The 18,222-nt window shown below is 73.4% G+C and carries 18 protein-coding genes; 11 read left to right on the top strand and 7 right to left on the bottom strand.

All coding sequences use genetic code 11. The annotated features are described in order from the left end of the window. Nucleotide 1 precedes the first annotated feature (1 nt). Nucleotides 2-850: an NAD-dependent epimerase/dehydratase family protein gene (locus BM076_RS18475; protein WP_177246503.1), complete on the bottom strand. Its 849-nt coding sequence runs from the start codon at nucleotides 848-850 to the stop codon at nucleotides 2-4. Between the two features lie 172 nt (nucleotides 851-1,022). On the opposite strand from BM076_RS18475, the gene BM076_RS18470 reads away from it, so the two are divergent. Beyond that, a complete protein-coding gene (locus BM076_RS18470) occupies nucleotides 1,023-2,318 on the top strand; it encodes an enolase C-terminal domain-like protein (protein ID WP_093714694.1) in 1,296 nt (431 codons plus the stop codon). Between the two features lie 258 nt (nucleotides 2,319-2,576). Here the strand turns inward: BM076_RS18470 and BM076_RS18465 are convergent, their stop codons facing one another. Further along, on the bottom strand, nucleotides 2,577-3,620 hold the full coding sequence (locus BM076_RS18465) for a zinc-dependent alcohol dehydrogenase family protein (RefSeq protein ID WP_093714693.1): 1,044 nt from the start codon (nucleotides 3,618-3,620) through the stop codon (nucleotides 2,577-2,579). Nucleotides 3,621-3,779: 159 nt separating this feature from the next. Here BM076_RS18465 and BM076_RS18460 point away from each other — a divergent pair, with 159 nt between their 5' ends. From BM076_RS18460 to BM076_RS18425, 9 genes are all read left to right on the top strand, one after another. After that, entirely contained in the window at nucleotides 3,780-4,067 is a 288-nt protein-coding gene (locus BM076_RS18460; RefSeq protein WP_093714692.1) for a hypothetical protein, read from the top strand. Between the two features lie 201 nt (nucleotides 4,068-4,268). Continuing rightward, the gene (locus BM076_RS18455) at nucleotides 4,269-5,195 is read left to right on the top strand and encodes a hypothetical protein (RefSeq protein ID WP_093714691.1); all 927 of its coding nucleotides are present in this window, start codon (nucleotides 4,269-4,271) and stop codon (nucleotides 5,193-5,195) included. Between the two features lie 399 nt (nucleotides 5,196-5,594). Further along, nucleotides 5,595-5,717: a hypothetical protein gene (locus tag BM076_RS38030; protein ID WP_265737102.1), complete on the top strand. Its 123-nt coding sequence runs from the start codon at nucleotides 5,595-5,597 to the stop codon at nucleotides 5,715-5,717. Continuing rightward, a complete protein-coding gene (locus BM076_RS18450) occupies nucleotides 5,714-6,448 on the top strand; it encodes a hypothetical protein (protein WP_093714690.1) in 735 nt (244 codons plus the stop codon). Before BM076_RS38030 ends, BM076_RS18450 begins: the two co-directional genes overlap by 4 nt. A 199-nt stretch (nucleotides 6,449-6,647) precedes the next feature. After that, nucleotides 6,648-7,388, top strand: a complete 741-nt coding sequence (locus BM076_RS18445; protein WP_093714689.1) for a GPP34 family phosphoprotein — start codon at nucleotides 6,648-6,650, stop codon at nucleotides 7,386-7,388. A gap of 123 nt (nucleotides 7,389-7,511) precedes the next feature. Beyond that, nucleotides 7,512-7,817, top strand: coding sequence for a DUF5133 domain-containing protein (locus tag BM076_RS18440; RefSeq protein WP_245796136.1), 306 nt, complete (start codon nucleotides 7,512-7,514; stop codon nucleotides 7,815-7,817). 128 nt (nucleotides 7,818-7,945) lie between these two features. Further along, nucleotides 7,946-8,128 (top strand): hypothetical protein, encoded by a 183-nt coding sequence (locus BM076_RS18435; RefSeq protein WP_093714687.1) that lies wholly within the window; start codon nucleotides 7,946-7,948, stop codon nucleotides 8,126-8,128. Between the two features lie 243 nt (nucleotides 8,129-8,371). Beyond that, nucleotides 8,372-11,368 carry an alpha-L-rhamnosidase-related protein gene (locus tag BM076_RS18430; RefSeq protein WP_093714686.1) on the top strand — a complete coding sequence of 999 codons (2,997 nt, stop codon included), beginning with the start codon at nucleotides 8,372-8,374 and terminating at the stop codon, nucleotides 11,366-11,368. Nucleotides 11,369-11,640: 272 nt separating this feature from the next. Further along, on the top strand, nucleotides 11,641-12,915 hold the full coding sequence (locus BM076_RS18425) for a S53 family peptidase (protein ID WP_093714685.1): 1,275 nt from the start codon (nucleotides 11,641-11,643) through the stop codon (nucleotides 12,913-12,915). Nucleotides 12,916-12,945: 30 nt separating this feature from the next. Here BM076_RS18425 and BM076_RS18420 read toward each other — a convergent pair whose 3' ends face one another. Next, nucleotides 12,946-13,878: an oxygenase MpaB family protein gene (locus tag BM076_RS18420; RefSeq protein ID WP_093714684.1), complete on the bottom strand. Its 933-nt coding sequence runs from the start codon at nucleotides 13,876-13,878 to the stop codon at nucleotides 12,946-12,948. Between the two features lie 120 nt (nucleotides 13,879-13,998). Here BM076_RS18420 and BM076_RS18415 point away from each other — a divergent pair, with 120 nt between their 5' ends. Then, a complete protein-coding gene (locus tag BM076_RS18415) occupies nucleotides 13,999-14,652 on the top strand; it encodes a GNAT family N-acetyltransferase (RefSeq protein WP_245796135.1) in 654 nt (217 codons plus the stop codon). Here BM076_RS18415 and BM076_RS18410 read toward each other — a convergent pair. From BM076_RS18410 to BM076_RS18395, 4 genes are all read right to left on the bottom strand, one after another. Then, nucleotides 14,628-15,068, bottom strand: a complete 441-nt coding sequence (locus BM076_RS18410) for a GNAT family N-acetyltransferase (protein ID WP_093714823.1) — start codon at nucleotides 15,066-15,068, stop codon at nucleotides 14,628-14,630. The genes BM076_RS18415 and BM076_RS18410 overlap by 25 nt on opposite strands. A gap of 100 nt (nucleotides 15,069-15,168) precedes the next feature. Then, on the bottom strand, nucleotides 15,169-16,401 hold the full coding sequence (locus BM076_RS18405; protein WP_093714683.1) for an MFS transporter: 1,233 nt from the start codon (nucleotides 16,399-16,401) through the stop codon (nucleotides 15,169-15,171). 5 nt (nucleotides 16,402-16,406) lie between these two features. Next, nucleotides 16,407-16,979 (bottom strand): GNAT family N-acetyltransferase, encoded by a 573-nt coding sequence (locus BM076_RS18400; protein WP_093714682.1) that lies wholly within the window; start codon nucleotides 16,977-16,979, stop codon nucleotides 16,407-16,409. Then, a complete protein-coding gene (locus BM076_RS18395) occupies nucleotides 16,976-18,214 on the bottom strand; it encodes a type III PLP-dependent enzyme (protein ID WP_093714681.1) in 1,239 nt (412 codons plus the stop codon). Before BM076_RS18395 ends, BM076_RS18400 begins: the two co-directional genes overlap by 4 nt. Nucleotides 18,215-18,222 lie beyond the last annotated feature (8 nt).

Raw genomic sequence — 18,222 nt, 5'->3', positions numbered from 1 at the left:
CTCAACTCCCGGGTGACGGCCGCCAGGTGTGGACCGGCTCGAAGGCGAGCAGCTCATGGGCGCGCTGCCGGGAGAAGGGCGTGGCGAAGCCGTCGAGCGGGGCGTCGAAGCGGGTCGAGGGGTGGTAGCGGCGCAGCAGCTCCGCGGTCGGCACCAGCGCCGTGGTGTCGGGCGCCACCGCGTTGATCACGACATGGTCCTCGGTCGTCGCGGTCAGGGCCGCGCCGATCGCCCGCGCCGCGTCCCGGCTGTCCAGCCAGGCCCACAGCGAGCCCCGGTCGTACCCGGGATCCGCGTGCACCCGGGCGATATGGGTGTGCAGCCGCTCACCGGTCCCCAGAAAGGGGAAGCGCAGGCTGACCACGGGCACGTTCCAGCGCCTGCTGACGGTCGCCGCGACCGTCTCGCCGAGGTGCTTGGACAGCCCGTACACATCGTCACCGACGAAGGGGTGCTCCTCGGTGATCGGAACGCCGACCGGCGACACCGCGTGCCGGGCGAAGGCCAGGCCGAGCGCCGACAGGCTGGAGACGTTCACGATCCGGCCGACGCCGGCCCGCCCCGCCGCGTCCAGCACCAGATACGTCGACCGCACATTGTTGCCGAACACCTCGTCCTCGGGCGCCGCGTGGGGCGACGGCAGCGCCGCCGCGTGCACCACGGCGTCCGTGCCCGCGACCGCCTCGCCGACCCGCGCGCGGTCGCGGAGTTCGCCGGTGACGACCTCGTCGGCGGCTGCCGGATCGAGCGGGATCCGGTCGTGCGCCCGTACGGTCCACCCCGTCGCCCGCAGATGGGCGACCACTTCACGGCCGAGCGTGCCGCCCGCACCGGTGACCAGGACTTTCACGCTGCCCTTCCTCCCGGCGCCGCGGCGCCGCTCGACGGTGGGGGTGATCAGGACAGTAAGGACGGGGTAATTAAGCTGTCAACGACATACAGTCCCGGTGCCCCGCCGGCCAGGATCGCCCCGGCGGTACGGCCCGGCTGGTGAACAGGGAAGCGGAGAACGGGAGTTGCGCATGACCGGTTCCGGCCCCGACGACCTGCTCGACGCCTCCGGAGCGCTGCCCCAGGCGACACCGCCCTGGACGCCCCGCGACGCACTGCGCGTCACCGCGGTCCGGCCGATCGTCACCGCGCCGGAGGGCATCGCACTCGTCGTCGTCCGGGTGGAGACCTCCGAGCCCGGCCTGTACGGGCTCGGCTGCGCGACCTTCACCCAGCGGTACGCCGCCGTGGCCGCGGCCGTCGAGGAACACGTGGCGCCGCTGGTGATCGGACGGCACCCGGCCGACATCGAGGACATCACGCGACTCGTGCACTACTCCTCCTACTGGCGCGGCGGCCCCGTCCTGAACAACGCGCTGTCGGGCGTCGACCAGGCGCTGTGGGACATCGCCGGCAAACGCGCCGGGCTGCCGGTGTACGAACTGCTCGGCGGCCGCAGCCGTGCCGCCGTCGAGGTGTACTCGCACGCCGCGGGCGGCACCGTCGAGGAGACGCTCGACGAGGCGGAGCAGCTCATCGCGTCCGGCTACCGGCACATCCGGCTCCAGACCGGCGGCCCGGGCCTCGGCACGTACGGCGCCCCCGGCACCCGCGGCGGCTACCCGCGCTCCCCGCACCCCGACGGCTGGGACGTCGACCGGTATCTGCGCACCACACCGGAACTCTTCGCCGCCGCGCGCGACCGCCTCGGCGACGGCATCAGCCTGATGCACGACGTGCACAGCCGCCTCACCCCGAAGCAGGCCGTCGTCCTGGCCCGGGCACTGGAACCGTACCGGCTGTCCTTCCTGGAGGACGTGATCGCGCCCGAGCACTACGACCGGCTGCCCGAAGTGCGCGCCGCCTCCCCGGTGCCGATCGCGGTGGGGGAGCAGATCGGCTCGGTCACCGACGCCGTCCGGCTGATCCGGGACGGCGGGATCGACCTGCTGCGGCTGCACACCTCGGCCGTCGGCGGCCTCACCCCGACCCGCAAACTCGTCGCACTGGCCGAACTGCTGGGCGTCCGCACGGCCTTCCATGCCCCGGGCGACACCTCTCCGGTCGGCGTCGCCGCCAATCTCGCCGTCGACATCTCCACCCCGGCCTTCGGCTACCAGGAATCGCACACCTACAACGACGCGACCCACGAGGTCTTTCCCGGCACCCCCGTCGTGCGCGAGGGCTACCTGGCGCCGTCCGACGCACCCGGCTGGGGCGTGGACCTGGACGAGAAGGAGGCCGCGAAGTACCCGCCGGTCAAATTCCGCCACGAAAGCTGGTCGGCTCAGGTCCGCCGCCCCGACGGCGGCCTGGACGCCCCCTGACGTCCTGGTCCGACCCGGCGCCGCTGAAAGGCCGGCCGGGACCACGCCTGCCGAGGCCCGGCGCCCACGGACAAGGCCACCTCGTGCCGGCGCGAGAGCGCCGCTGCCTGCCCCGATGGCGCGGTCGTGCGGCGGCTCGGCGCCGACACGCGTACGCGACCGAGCACGTTCACGGCCGAGGCCGCTGCGGCGCGGACACGGTACGGCCGGCTTCTGCTCGTGCGGTCGTGCGGCAGCGCGGCGTCGGTACGAGCCAGCTCACGTCCGCCCGGGCTCGATCACGGTGACGCCGGCGCCGGAGCCGTCGCTCAGCGCGGCGAGGGCCGCGGGCGTCGCGTCGAGGCCGATGACCGAGCCGACCAGCAGGTCGGGGCGCAGGGTGCCGGCCGCCACCAGGCGCATCATCTCGGGATAGGCGTGCGCGGCCATGCCGTGGCTGCCCAGGAGTTCGAGCTCCAGGGCGACGACCCGGTCCATGGGGACGGCGACACCGCCGGCCGGCAGCAGACCGACCTGGACATGCCGGCCGCGCCGCCGCAGGCCCGCGACGGAGGCCGCGCAGGTGGCGGGGGAGCCGAGCGCGTCGAGCGACAGGTGCGCACCGCCATCGGTCGCCGCACGGACGGCGTCCGCCGTGCCGGCGCCGTCCCGCGCGGCGGTCACGCACACCGCGGCGCCGAACTGCCGCGCCAGCTCCAGCGCCCGGTCCGAGGTGTCCACCGCGACCACGCGCGCCCCGCAGGCCGCCGCGATCATCACCGCGGAAAGGCCGACACCGCCGCAGCCGAGCACCGCCACCCACTTACCGGGCCGCACCCGCCCCCGCGCGACGACCGCGCGATAGGCGGTGGCGAAGCGGCAGCCGAGCGAGGCCGCGGTCGTGAACGCCATGTCGTCGGGCAGCCGGACGAGATTGACCTCGGCGCGCGGCACGACGACGTACTGCGCGAACGACCCCCAGTAGGTGAAGCCGGGCTGCTCCTGCCGCTCGCACACCTGCTGATCGCCGCGGGCGCACGCCGCGCAGCTCCCGCAGGCGCAGACGAAGGGCGCGGTGACCCGGTCGCCGACCCGCCGGCCGGTCACGCCGGGGCCGACCTCGGCGACGCGCCCGGCGAATTCGTGCCCCGGCACATGCGGCAGCGCGATCGTGTCGTCGTGCCCGAGCCAGCCGTGCCAGTCGCTGCGGCACAGGCCCGTCGCCTCGACCCGGACCACGACACCGCCGGGCGGCGCGACCGGAACGGGCACCTCCCGCACCTCCGGCAGCCGCCCGAATTCCTCGAACACCACGGCCCGCATGCCCGCCACCGACCCACCGCCGTCCTGTCGTGCTCCCGCGCCGGGTACGGCCGTACCCCGCGTCGCCACCGGCTCGCACGTTCGCACATGGGACGCGGTCGGGCGACACCGACAGGGAAAACGTGCGCGGGCGACGGTGTTGAACGTAGGCTCGAACACGTGAGTCGGCTGAGGGGTGTTGAGCAAGAAGAGTGCGTCCGGTGCGCGGAGCTGGAGGCCCGGTTCAGAGATCCCTCGACGGTCAACCCCGGTGCGTATCTGTACGGTTGGGCCACCCACCAGCTGGACGACCACGACGCGAAGCCCGAACCGCTGGCGGACTGCCCGGAATGCGTCAAGTATTCGACGGGTCCCGGCACCGTCCGCGCGCAGGTCTGGGAGCGCTGGGCGCTCACGCACTACATGCAGTGCGTCCTCGCGCCGTACTGGAAACCCCCGGGCCGCTGAGCGCCGCGTCCGGCGGCCGGCGGCGCGGAGCGCGGGGCTCCACGGGCCACCGGCGGGCCGCTGCCGAGCGGTCCTCGCACACGGCCGAATGGCGCAATAAGGATATATCGGATCTCATGGTACTCAGCGTGCGTCACCTGTGACGCACCGCGACCGCCGGGGAAGTCCCACCCCCGGCAGTTCGGCAAAGGAAAGCGCACCATGGCATCTGATCCGCACTCCCCCCACGACGACGACCGCACCTCCGCCGACCCGGGCGACGAACCGCGGCACACCCTCCTCAGCACGGCGGCGAGCGGCCGTCCACTGCCCGAAGTCGCCTCGCTGGTCAGCCTGCTCCGGCGGACCGACGACGCGCCGAGCGCGGGCGACGAGGCGCTGCGGCTGGCCGCGGTGGCCCGCCCGGTCGACGAGGTACGGCAATTGGTCACGCTGCTCGGCGAACCCCCGCACGCGAACGGCGAAGCCGGCACCGCGCTGCGCGCGGCGGCGATGGGCCGGCCCATCGAGGACGTCGCAGAACTGGTCACCATTTTCAGCACGCGGGCGCCGGGGGAGGAGGCCGCGGACACCGCGGCCGGCGGCGGTGGCGGACCCGGCGCGCCCGGGCGGACCGCGGAAGCGGCCACGCCGCGAACCGAGAGGGAGGGCCGTACGCGGGACGCCGGCGCGCCGACGGACCCGGCCGCCCGCCCGCTCATCGGCGGGGGCGGCGCCCGCACCGGCCAGGCGTCGCTGCGCTCGGTCCTGCGCTGGCCCGCGGCCGTCGCGCTGCTCGCGGTCGGCGCGATCCACCTGCCCACGGACATCGCCGGCCTGCGCGCGGGCGACGTCGCCGCCGGTGTCTCGCTGGCGATCGCGGCACTGTGCCTGCTCCTCGCGGTCCTGCTGGCCGTCCAGGACACCGTGGTGACCTGGGTGACGAGCGCCGCCGCGGCGATCGGCACGATCGCGCTGCACTCGCTGGCGGCGGGCCTCGGCCCCGTCCACCTGCTGAGGGACAGCCTCGGCCGCTCCTTCGCCGGGTCCACCACGACGGTGCTGGTCTGCGCGGCGCTCGCCGCCGCCCTCGCGGGCTCGGCGCTGCTGCGCCGGCAGAAGAGCCCGGTGACGGTGACCGACGCCTGACGGGCACCGGCGCCGGGTGACGGCGGTCATTCGCACGTCGGCGTGCGGTCGGCCGCACCCTGTGCCAAGGTAGGAGAGGTCCCGCAGCCACCCCCCCCGGCTGCGGGACCTTTCACATGTCCCGGCCCGAGGGGGCGTACGGGGCACGAAGTCGCCGCGGCCCGCGGCGGGTTGACCGCGCGCCCACCGGGAACATGACGTGGTGCCGCCGCCGCGCGGCCGTACGCGCTCGGGCCGGGGACGATTCGCCTGCTGCCGGGGCGCGGCAGGGCGTACGGTCACTGGTGCCCTCCCGGACCCCGTCCGGGCGGTGTCCGGGGACCGGCGCCGCGGGGACAATCGGCTGAGCAGGGGGGTGAGCGTGTGCGACGGACGGCAGAAGGCACGACAGCGGGCGGCATGACGGCAGGCGGCGTGACGGCGGGCCGGACCACGCCGGGCGGCACCGAGGCGGGCGGTGGCACGGCGGCGGACGCGTACCGCCCGGCGACCGACCGGGCACACCGCGAGGAGCAGCCGTGATATCCGAGCCGGAACTCACCGGCGGACTCGACGAGCCCGCACCCGCGGACATCGTGACCGACGACGATCCCGCCCCGCGCAGGAGCCCGTTCGCGGCGCTCAACCGGCGCGTGTGGGCCGCCGGCCTCGGCGGGGTCCTCATCGCGTCGGCGGTCTGGGCGGGAGCGCTGTACGCGGCAGGGCCGCGCCGGGCCGGAGCGCCGGACATGCACGGCTACGTCCTGCACGGCAGCCCGTGCGCCGCGCTCACCCTCAAACCGCTCACCGACGCACTCAAGGCCACCGACACCCAGACCGTCTCACCCGCCGTCGTCCACCTCGGCCCGGCACTGGACCAGATCCGCTGCACCATCGAGACCACCTCGCCGATCCCGCTGCGCGGCGGCACCGCGCGCTACGAAGTGGTCGTCTCCATCGACCTGCACAAGGCGACCGACCCGGCGGCGGAATTCGAGGACCAGCGCGACCTCGACACCAGCGACCTCGTCCCCGTCACGACCACCGAGCCCGTGCCCGACCTCGGCGACAAGGCGTATCTCCTCACCATCGACAGCGGGTCGCAGCAGCTGAAGGTGCTGCACGGCGGCGCGGTCTTCACCATCACGCTCACCGGCTACGACTACCTCGCCACGAGCGTGAACGGCCAGCAGGGCGACAGCGGCAACACGACCGACCTCAGGGTCTACCAGCCCGCGCTGATCGCCACGGTGCGCAATGTGATGAAGGGATAGAAGTAGCCGCCCCCGGGCGACGGACACGGCCGAAGGCCGAGGTCCGGGCGGTGCGCCCGGCTGAGCCGCGCACCGGGGCGGGGGCCGGTTGGGTAGTTTGGGCGGTGTCCTTCCCACCTGCCCAGCGGTACGGGCCGGACCCCGGCGGCGACCAGCGCCCGGCGGTCCGCCCGCACCGCCCGTGATGCGGAGCCGCGCGATGACCACTGCCCGGGACCTGATCGTCGTCGCCATGGACGTGCCCGCCGACCTCCTCGTGGACCGCGGCGACCTGTCGCTCGCCCTGGCCGCCGCCGAACTGATCGATCTGCTGGCCGCGCGCGCCCTCGCACTGCGCGGCGACCTCGTGGTGCCGGGGGAGCGGCGGGACGAGGGGCAGGGCACGGAGGCGAGCCGGGACCGGCTGCTGACGCAGGCGCTGACCGCGTACGAAGCCGCCACCCGCCCCGGAACCGCCGGTGACCGGCGGCCGGAGGGCGACGCGGCCGGCGCGGGCGATACGGGCCGGGCCCCGGCGGGGAGCGGCCAGGACGCCGAGGACGAGGAGACGGGGGAGCGGGTCGAGGACTGGTTGTGGCGGCGCGGGCGTGATCTGCCGACCGCGTATCTGGCGGCTCTCGAGGAGGAGGGCACCCTGGTGCGCGAGGACCAGCGGCGCTGGCGGCTGCTGCCGACCAGCCGCCGGGTGCTCGCCGATACGCCCGGCAGGCGCAGGGCCGCCCAGCACTGGTCGTCCGACGCGCCGGTCCTGCGGGCGCTCGGCACGCTCATCGGCGTCAAGGGCGAGGAGCCGCCGCCGGACGAGGTGCCGGAACACAGCCCGGCCCGCGTCGTCGTCGACGGGCTGCGGCAGGCGGTGGACGAGCTGGCCGAGGAGCGCCGGCTGCGCACCACCCGGCTCGACCGGGCCAACGCCACCTACCGCAGCCGAGGTTACTGAGTGCGATCTGCGTCACTCTTGAGGTGATCAATGGTGATTCGGGGGAGTGAGCGCCGAATTCCGGGGTAGGCGACCGGTGTTCCGTGACACGGGACATGCGTGGAAACCCGAGAGGCTGTGATGATGTCGGCCCGCCCTGCCGTGCTGCGTGAACTGCTGGAAAGATACGAGCGCCTGAGCGCCCAGAGCCCGGAGGTGCTCGCGGAGCCGAGGATCGGCGATCTGCTGCGTGACACCGCCTACACCCTGTGCGTGACGACGGGCACGCGGGACATCGACGCCGCGCTCGCCGCGGCCCGGGCCCGGCTCGCCGGGGCGGCGAAGGCCACCGTACCGGCGCCCGCACCCGCGCCGGAGAGCGGAGCCCGCGGCGCCGACGCGCCGAAGGTCGCGGACGAGGCCCGGAAGACCGCTCTCGAAGCCGCCTAGCAAGCCCATCTACGCCACCGGCCGAGCGGCCGGTCGGCGGCCGGTATGTCCATGGAGAGTCGGGCGCGTCCCGCGCCGCGCCGGGAATCCGTTCGTCGCCGGAGCCTGCGACCGGGCAGACTCACCGCATGGCTGATCGCGACGACGATCCGGTGATGGTCTGCGCCCAGTGCGGGCGCACCAGTGACTGGAATCCGACGACCTTCTGCTCGTGGGCGTGCTTCGACACGGAACCGCGGCCCGGCGCGCGTGCCGCGCTGGCCTATTTCAGCGGCACGCTGCCCGAGGACATCACCGACGGCGAGGAGTGACCACTCCCGTGGCCGGTTCCGTTCGGGTGCCCGGAATTCGCTGAGCCCTCGGTACTCACCAGCCAGCCCCGGGCAATCCGCCGACGCACGCTGTCTTGACGCTGTGTCAGCGCTTCTCGTACGGTCTCCTCGCACACCGTGAATGAAACGATTCATTGACAGTGTTCCCGCACCCCGCACTTCCGCCCCAGCCGCGCCATGTCCGCCGTTGAGCACCCCCCACCTCGTACGGAGGCCCGTGCCATGACCCCACTTCGTCCGCCGCGGCGGCGTCCACCCGCACCGGCCTCCCGCCGCCTGCGGGTGGCGCTGCTCGTCGCCGCCCTGTGCGCGGCGCTCGGCCTGTCGGCGACCCCGCCCGCCGCAGCGAGATCCGCAGCGATATCCACGGCGGGATCCGCAGCGACCTCCGCCGCGTCGGCCGCACCGCAAGCCGCGGCCTCACCCGCCGCCACGGCGGGCCGCTCCGCCGGTGACGCGTACATCTACGCCCCGCACAGCCGGACGCTCGCCCCGGTCGCCGTCCACGGCACGTCCGGTTCCGTGAGCGCGCCGGGGAATGTGCTGTCCGGCGCCTCGACCCGGATATCCGGCACGAATTCCTTCCTCGTCCTCGACTTCGGCAAGGAGGTCGGCGGCCTGGTGACGCTGAAATTCGCCGGTGCGAGCGGCGCCGGGCAGCGGGTCGGGCTCGCCTTCAGCGAGTCGTCGCTGTACGTCGGCCCGGTCAGCGATCTGAGCAGCGGCACGGTCTACTCCGGCTCGGGCACCGACGGCGCCCTGACCGCGACGGTGAACGGCGCGGGCAGCTACACCATGCCGGCCGACAAGCTGCGCGGCGGCTTCCGCTATCTGACGGTCTTCATGGCGTCGTCCGGCTGGGTCGATCTCAACGGTGTGTCACTGGCGTTCACCGGCGCGGCGGGAATGAGCGACCCGGCCGCGTACAGCAACTACTTCTATTCGAGCGACGATCTGCTCAACAAGATCTGGTACGCGGGCGCCTACACCGTCCAGATGGACACCATCGCGCCGGACACCGGACGCGCCTACCCGCCGCCCGCCTCCGGCTGGGAGAACAACGCCGTGATCGGCTCCGGCGCGGGCATCCTCACCGACGGCGCCAAGCGTGACCGCGCCGTGTGGCCCGGCGACCTCGGAGTCTCACTGCCGACCGAATACGTCTCGACCCATGACCTCGCGTCCACCAAGAACGCCCTGAACAGCCTCTACCAGCACCAGAATTCGTCGACCGGCGAGCTGGAGTACGGCGGTCCCGCGGTCAACTTCTACGGCTCGGACACATATCACACCTGGACCCTCATCGGGACGGCCGCGTATTACACGTACTCCGCCGACAAGACGTGGCTGGACTCGGTCTGGAGCCGCTACCGGCTGGGCATGTCCTTCATCACCGCGAAGATCGACGGCAACGGCCTGCTGAACGTCACCGGCACCAACGACTGGGCGCGCGGCGGCCAGGGCGGCGAGAACATCGAGGCGAACGCACTGCTGTACGCGGCCCTGACCGGCGGCGCGACCCTCGCCGACGCGGAGGGCGACACCGCGGACGCGAGCACATGGCGGCAGCGCGCGGCCACCCTCAAGTCGGCCGCCAATCAACGGCTGTGGAATTCCGCCGTCGGCCTCTACCGCGACAATCCGACCAGCACGCTGTATCCGCAGGACGGCAATTCGCTCGCCGTCTGGTACGGCCTCACCGACAGCGCGGCCAAGAACACCGCCGTGGCCCGGGGCCTGTCCGCCCGCTGGAACGACCACGGCGCGGCCAGCCCCGAGAAGGACGGCGGCGCGATCGGCACCTTCCCCGGATCGATGGAGGTGCAGGCGCATTTCGTGGCCGGCGACGACGTCGACGCGCTCGCGCTGATCCGCCGCGAGTGGGGCTGGATGCTCAACAGCCCGACCGGCACCGGCAGTACGTTCTGGGAGGGCTTCCGCTCGGACGGCTCCTTCGACTACGGCGGCACCTATATGAGCCTGGCGCACGGCTGGGGCACCGGGCCGACCTCCGCCCTCACCTTCTACCTGCTGGGCCTGGCGCCGACCGGCACCGCGAGCTACGACTTCGTACCGCACCCGGGCGACATCGCGCACACCGAGGGCACCATCACCCTGCCGCAGGGCACGGTGACCGGCTCCTGGGACCAGGACACGGCGGCGGGCACCCTCCACGAGACGCTGTCCGCACCGGCCGGGACCACCGGACGGATCGGCATCCCCGTCGCCGACGCGCCCTCGTCCTCGGCGGTCACCATCACCGTCAACGGCGCCACGGTGTGGAGCGGCGGCACCTTCCACCCGGGCGCGGGCATCACCGGCGGCAGCACGGACGGCAGTTACGTCCGGCTGACCGGTGTGCCCGCCGGGAGCTACACGGTGACCGCCACCGGCCTCGGCGCCGCAGTGCCCTTCGCCACGTCCGTCAACGGCACGGCGCTGCCCGCCGGTTACACCCTGTGCGCGACCGAGGGCGGCACCTGCACCCCGTCCGGCAGCCAGGTGATGGCTTACGGCGCGGGCGGCTACGTCTACCGGGCGGTCAGCGGCGCCACGGCCTGCGACGCCGCCTCCTTCGGCGGCGCCGATCCCGCCTACGGCGTGCTGAAGTCCTGCTATCTCGCCCCCTCTGGCGGGCCCGCCGGATACACCTCCTGCGCGGCCGAGCACGGCACCTGCGCGGTGAGCGGGACCCGCGAGGTCGCCTACGGGGCGAACGGCGCCTACCGCTTCCAGGTCGTCACCGGGAGCGTCGACTGCACCAACGCGGCCTTCGGCGCCGATCCGCTGTACAACACGGCCAAGAGCTGCTGGGCCGCGCCCAACGGGCCGCCCGCCGGCAACTGGGCGCTGTGCGCCGCCGAGAAGTCGGTCTGCCAGGGCGCGGGGGATCGGCCGGTCGCGTACGGCGCCGCGGGCGCCTTCTGGCCGGGCCGCGCCAACGGGGCGACGACCTGCGGCAACGACACCATGGGCGTCGACCCGGTCTACGGCGTCGGCAAGAGCTGCTACGGCTACGCGGGAGCGCCGGCCGGCTTCCCCGCGACCTGCTCGGCGGAGAACGGCACCTGCGCCTTCACCGGCCGCAGGACCGTGGCCTACGGCGCCAACGGCGACTACCGGTACGCGACCTTCACCGGCGGCGCGCCCTGCACCAACGACGCCTTCGGCGGTGACCCGCTGCCGGGCGTCGCCAAATCCTGCTATCTGACGTCCTGACCGCCTGACCGCCTGACCGCTGAGCGGTCCCGAGCCGACCGGAGTGACCGCGCGAGCGCCGTTCATGCGTCTCGCGCGGTCATTTCTCGTTCAGGCTTTCCCCAAGGCGAAGTCCCTTGTGCAAAGCGGAGGTAGAGACTTCACCCGCCCACTTTGTTGACGTGCCCGCGTCACCCATAGTGGCGGTTCAGTGACTCTGCCGCCCCATCCGGCACCGGAGCCACTGGAGCATCCGCAGGGCCCCCAGGTAACCCACCACAGGAGGCAGTTCGTTGCGCAACACCCTGAGCCGGGCGATACATCGCGCCGGTCTTCCCCTCACCGCGGTCGCCGCCCTGGCCGCCTCCGCACTCGCCTTCACCCCGTCCGCCCAGGCCGCGCAGCCCGCGGCCACGGCGCGCCCCGTGCACACCGCGCGTGCCTGCGCCACCCCCGCCAGGGCCGGCGAGATGGCGTGCAAGGCGCTGCGCGTGACCAGCGGCACCGTGCACGCGGCCCGCACCGCCACCGTCACCCCCGACGCGGCGACCGCCGCCACCCCGTCCGGCTACGGCCCCAGCGACCTGCTCGCCGCCTACGGCCTGACCTCCGCCGCGGCGTCCAAGGGCGCGGGCGAGACGATCGCGATCGTCGACGCGTACGACGACCCCAACGCGGCCAAGGATCTGGCCAGTTACCGGTCGTACTACGGACTGCCCGCCTGCACCGTGGCCAACGGGTGCTTCAAGAAGGTCAGCCAGACCGGCTCGACCACCTCGCTGCCGTCCGCCGACAGCGGCTGGGCCGAGGAGATCTCGCTCGACCTGGACATGGCCAGCGCCCTGTGCCCCAAGTGCAACATCCTGCTCGTCGAGGCCAAGTCCGCGTCCATGGCCAACCTCGGCAAGTCGGTCAACGAGGCCGTCTCGCTCGGCGCGAAATTCGTCTCCAACAGCTACGGCGGCTCCGAGTCCTCCTCGGACAGCAGCTACGACTCCTCGTACTTCAACCACCCGGGTGTCGCGATCACCGTCAGCGCCGGTGACTCCGGCTACGGCGCCGAGTACCCGGCGGCCTCGAAGTACGTGACGGCCGTCGGCGGCACCGCGCTGAAGAAGTCCTCCACCACCCGCGGCTGGACCGAGACCGTCTGGTCCACCTCGAGCACCGAGGGCACCGGCTCCGGCTGCTCGGCCTACGACGCCAAGCAGTCGTGGCAGAAGGACACCGGCTGCGCCAAGCGGACCATCGCCGACGTCTCCGCGGTCGCCGACCCCGCCACGGGTGTCGCCGTCTACGACTCCTACGGCGTCACGGCAGGCTGGTACACCTTCGGCGGCACCAGCGTCGCCTCGCCGGTCATCGCCGGTGTGTACGCGCTCGCGGGCACCCCGTCCGCCGGCTCGTACCCGACGTCCTTCCCGTACGCGCACACCTCCGCGCTCAATGACGTGACCAGCGGCTCCAACGGCTCGTGCGGCGGCAGCTACCTGTGCACCGGCAAGGCCGGCTACGACGGCCCGACCGGCCTCGGCACCCCGATCGGGACCACCGCCTTCACCGGCTGACCCGACCGATCCCGGCAGGCGGGGCGGACCTCACCGGGTCCGCCCCGCTTTTGCCGCGGCCCCGCCGGGCGGCGTGCGTGCCGGCTCCCCGGCGGCCCGCGGATCCATCGCCCACCGGATGGTCCGGGTCAGCCCGTGCCCCGCCAGCCGGACCCCCGTCGCCTCCAGCACCGGCAGATACGGCAGCCGCAGCGGACTGCGCGCCCAGGACGGCAGCAGCGCCACCGCGTTGGCGGCCAGCACCGCGTACGGGCCGCGGGCGGCCCAGGGCAGCGGCGGGTCGAGCAGCAGGAAACGCGCGGCGTCCCGCGCTTCCCGGGTGGCCCGCAATTCCGGGCGGTACGCGGCCAGCCGCTCCGCCAGCGCGGCTTGGTCGCGCGGCGGGTCGACCACACCGAGTGCCTCGGCCACCCGCGCGGTGTCCGCCAGATAGGCGTCACAGCCCGCGGGGTCCAACGGCCGGGCGCCGTACCGCTGGTGGGCCCGCAGGAAGCTGTCGACCTCCGCCGCGTGCACCCAGCCCAGCAGATGGGGGTCGGACGCCCGGTACGGCTCGCCCGCGGCCGTCGTGCCCGCGACCCGCCCGTGCACCGCCCGCACCTGCCCGACGGCCGCGCGGGCGTCCTGCGCGGTGCCGAAGGTCGTCACCGCCAGAAACGTACTGGTGCGCTGGAGGCGGCCCCACGGATCGCCGCGGTAGCCGGAGTGCGCCGCGACCGCCGCCATCGCCAGCGGGTGCAGCGACTGCAGGAGCAGCGCGCGCAGGCCGCCGATGAACATCGACGCGTCGCCGTGCACGGTACGGATCGGCCGGTCGGGGCCGAACCACCGCGGCCCGGCCGTCTCGTGGATACGCGCCCGGTTCTCCGGCCCGCGCGGCCCCGCCACCCGGGCGAACAGCTCCGCCCGCAGCCGCTGACGCACCGCGCCGACACCGGGTATGTCCAGCAAACTGACGGCCATACCGCCACTGTACGGCGCGGACGCGCCCGAGGCGCCGTAGCGCCCGGGGGTCGATGGGTGATGCACTGATGTCGGCCCGGTGGTCCGGCCGCGGCGGTCCTACGCGCAGGGGAGAGGCGGATGTCGATGACGACGACGGCCGAGACGGCGGTGCCGGGGGACGCGCTGCACATCGTGTCCGCCCGCGAACTGGACTCCGGCCCGGACGCCAGGGACCGTCTCGCCGACGCGGCCCACGGGCTGCTGGCCGCGCTCGTACGGGACGGCGCGGCGCTCGGCTGGGTGGAGCCGCCCGACCGCGCCGAGATCGCCGCACTCCTCGACGAGGTCCGGGCCGCGGCCCGCGCGGGCGACGCCGCGCTGCGGGTGGCACGCCTCGGCGAGGAACTGGTCGGCCTCGGCTACTGGCGGCGGTACGCCCGGCCCACGCACCGCCCGCACGCCGACCTGGAGAAGCTCGCGGTGGCCGGCGCCGCCCACGGTCACGGCATCGGCCGCGCCCTGACCGCGGCCCTGATCGCCGACGCGCGCCGCGCCGGCGTCGAGGTGCTCACCCTGGACGCCCGCGCCGACAACACCCACGCGCTGCGCCTCTACACCTCGCTGGGTTTCCGCGAATACGGCAGGCTGCCCGGCTTCGTCGCGGTCGGCGACCGCCGCTACGACAAGGTCTTCCAGATGCTCGACCTGCGCCCGGCGGTCCGCGGACGCCGCGCCGACGGTCAGGACACCCGCCCGGACGCGGCGGGTCAGGGCAGCCGCAGCGTCACATAGGCGATCGTGTCGCCGGGCAGCACATAGCGCTCGAATTCGGCGAAGCCCTGTTTGAGCGCGAACCGCAGCCCGGCCTCGTTGGACTCCAGCACCACCGTCTCGATCCGCTCCGGCCGCAGCTCCCGCGCCCGACCAAGCGCGTACGCGTACAGCTCCCGGCCGAAACCCCGGCCGCGGTGGGCGGTGAGCACCCGGGCGATGACGGTGGCGGCCGGTTCCTCCTCGGTCGGCGGGCGCACCGTCGTATTGCCCACGAGGGTGTCGCCGAGATAGGCGACGTCCAGGAGATTGCGGCGGCCGCGGTCACGTACGTCCTCGGGCGACAGCAGGTGCGTCGGGATGATCGTGTTGTGGACGTGCCGCCAGTCGGCGGCGAAGGCGTCGTCGGCGACGCGCTCGATACGGAGTCTGCTCACCGGCACAGCGAACCGGTGCCCCGAGCCGCACGTCAACCGGGATTCGAGGGCACGGGCGGCGGCGCCCGGGACACGCCGGACGCCGCCACCCTGCGAAAGGTCAGGCCGGGCGCGGCCAGCGGATCTGGGTGCTGCACAGCGAGACGACGATGGCACACGCGGCCACCGCGCCCAGGCCCCACACCAGACCGCTCGCGCTGGCGATGAAACCGATCACCGGCGGGCCCGCGAGCAGCCCCGTCGTGCCCATCGTCGCGACGAGCGTCAGCGCGTCGGAACCCTGGCCCGCCGCCGCCACGTACACGCACGGCGTCACCGCCGCGATGCCCAGACCCACCGCGGCGAAGCCGATCAGCGCGGGCACGACACCACCGCTGAGCAGCGCGAGTGCCAGACCGCAGCCGGCCAGCGCGCTGCCCGCCTTGACGATCAGGCCGTCGCCCCAGCGGCTGCGCCAGCCGTCCGCGAAGAGCCGGGCGAGCACCATCATCACCGACACGACCGCGATGCCCATCGGGGCGACACCCGCCGACGCCTTCGCGACGTCCTTCATGTAGATCGCCGACCAGTCGTTCATGGCGCCCTCGGTGATGGTGCCGAAAGCCATGGCCAGGCCCATCCACAAGGTCACCCGGGTCGGCAGCGTCCACTTGCTCCTCTTCTTCACGTCCGCGTCCACCGGGGCACCGGCGTCCCGCGACGCCTCCTGCGCCGCCTCCTGCGCCGCCGCGCCGGCCTCGGCGGTCCCCGGCTCCGCGTCGATCTGCTCCTGCGTCAGCAGGCCCGTCCTGGCATAGCCGGACAGCGCGAGCAGCAGCACGGCGGCGACACCGAAGTGCACGGCCACCGTGGACGTCAGGGACGTCATCCCGGACGCCAGCAGGGCCGCGCCGAGCGAGCCGCCGCTGAAGGTCGCGTGCAGCTTCGCCATGGCGTTGCGCCCGTGCAGCGCCTCCAGTGCCGCACCTTGCGCGTTCATCGCCACGTTCAGGCACGCCACCAGCACCCCGTCGACCCCCATGATCAGCAGGGCGACCGGATAGTTCGGCATCACCGACAGCGGGATCAGCAGCAGTGTCAGGCCGAGCGCCGACCACAGCGACAGCCGGCGCGAGCCGAACCGCCGCATCAGCATCGCGACCAGCGGGAAGGCCGCCGCCGCGCCGATGCCGGTGGCCATCAGGAGCAGCCCGACCTGGGCGGCGGTCAGGTCCAGGCGCGACTTGATCGACGGCAGCCGCGACGCCCAGGTGGCGTACTGGAAGCCCAGCGAGAAGAACAGGGCGCCGATGGCCACCTGCCCGCGCCGGAACGGATCGTGAACGTGCAGCACAGGAGTTATCCCACTTCGTCTCGCGATGGTGTCCCGCTCAGCAGGCCGCTGGTCGGCGTGGTCGGTCTTGCGGTGTGCCCGGCCGGCAGCGGCATCGTCATGTAGACCGAACCGGCGCCGTAGCTTCCGGAGTTGGCGATTTCGTGCCGTGGTGCGAAGCCGTGGGCCGCCCAGTAGGTGTGGCTGCCGCCGACCGCCACCAGCGACAGCCGTTCGTAGCCCGCCGCTTGGGCGTGCCCGGTCAGATGCCGCAGCAGCCGCGCGCCGAGGCCCCGCCCGCGCAGATCCTCGGCGACGACGACATCGTGCAGATGCAGATTGCGCGAGGTGTGGATCTCCGGGGCGCCGCCGGCGAGTTCCGGCGCCGCGGACTCCGGATACGGCAGGGACAGCAGATAGCCGGCCAGCCGGTCCCCGGACTCCAGCACGAAGCAGGTCGTCGGCGACGCCCGCGCCTTCGACTCCAGCGCCGCCCGCCCCTCGGACAGCCCGAGCGGTGTGTAGGCGGCCGCCTCCAGTGCGACGATGCCGTCCCAGTCACCGTCGCCGATCCGCCGTACGCGTACCTCGTCGCTCACCGCACGCCTCCGTCCGCGGCCGGGTCCGGCGCAGGCCGGCCCGCGCCGCGTATGCACGCGTACGGCAGCGGGCTGAAGCCGTTGAACCCCTGGGTGGTGTAACTGACGGCGTAGGCACCGCTGGAGAGCACCCACACCGGATCCCCGGACTGCACCGCCTCCGGCACGGCGACCTGGCTGTGCTCGCGCGAATAGGCGTCGTCGCTGTCACAGGTGGGTCCGGCGACGGTGGCGTGCACGAATCCGGTGCCGGGTCCCGCCCCGCTGCCCGCCGCCGGGTGGGTGGGGAACACCAGGCGGTACTGCAACTCGTCCATCTCGTACAGGCCGTTGAACTTGCCGCAGCTCAGATACAGCCAGCGGTGCGTGGCCCCGTCCGGGGTGTGCCGGGTGGAGAGCCGGGACACATGGGCGCGGACCGCGCCGGCGTCCGCGACCAGATGGCGGCCGGGCTCCATCACGAAGCGCAGACGGCGGCCGGACACGCTCCGGCACTGGTGCATCCCGTCCCGGACGACCGCGAAGATCTTGTCGATCGGCGGATCGAGCGGCCGGCCCCACTTGTCGAGATAGCCGAGCGCCGGCAGCCCGCCGCCCAGATTGATGTACTCCAGCGCGATGCCGCGCTCGCCGAGCACGCCCAGCACGTCCACGAGTTGCTCGAACGCGCGCCGCCAGGCGCCGGCCGTCATCTGCTGCGAACCGACGTGCACCGAAAGGCCGGCCGGCCGCAGACCGGTCGCGCGGGCCCGTTCCAGCACGGCCACCGCGTCCTCGGCCGAGCAGCCGAACTTGTTGCTCAGACCCCACAGCGCCCCGGCCCCGTCGGTCGCCAGCCGGCAGAACACCCGGGAGCCCGGGGCGTGCGCGGCGATCGCCGCCACGTCCTCCAGGCTGTCGGTGGCGAAGTCGCGGACACCGAGGCGGTGGGCCGCCGCGATGTCCCGGTCGGATTTCACGGTGTTCCCGTAATGGATCCGTTCGACCGCCACGCCGGATTCGACGGCCTGGGTGATCTCGTTGAGGCTCGCTGCATCGATACCGCTGCCCTTGTTCACCAGACAGGCGAGCACTTCGTCCACGGGGCAGGCTTTCATGGCGAAGCGCACCGATATCCCCGGCAGTTCGCGCAGCAGGGAATCGTAGCGTTCTTCGATCGCGGTGAGATCGAAGATGATCCGGTCCTCGGTGGCGTCCGCGAGCGCGGCGAGCAGCGAGGAATTCTCGTGCGTCATGAGCGGCT

The sequence above is a fragment of the Actinacidiphila alni genome (genome assembly GCF_900112845.1).
GTDB classification, from domain to species: domain Bacteria; phylum Actinomycetota; class Actinomycetes; order Streptomycetales; family Streptomycetaceae; genus Actinacidiphila; species Actinacidiphila alni.
Note: the sequence above shows the minus strand (reverse complement) of the source record. Positions and strands in the feature narration are given on the sequence as shown.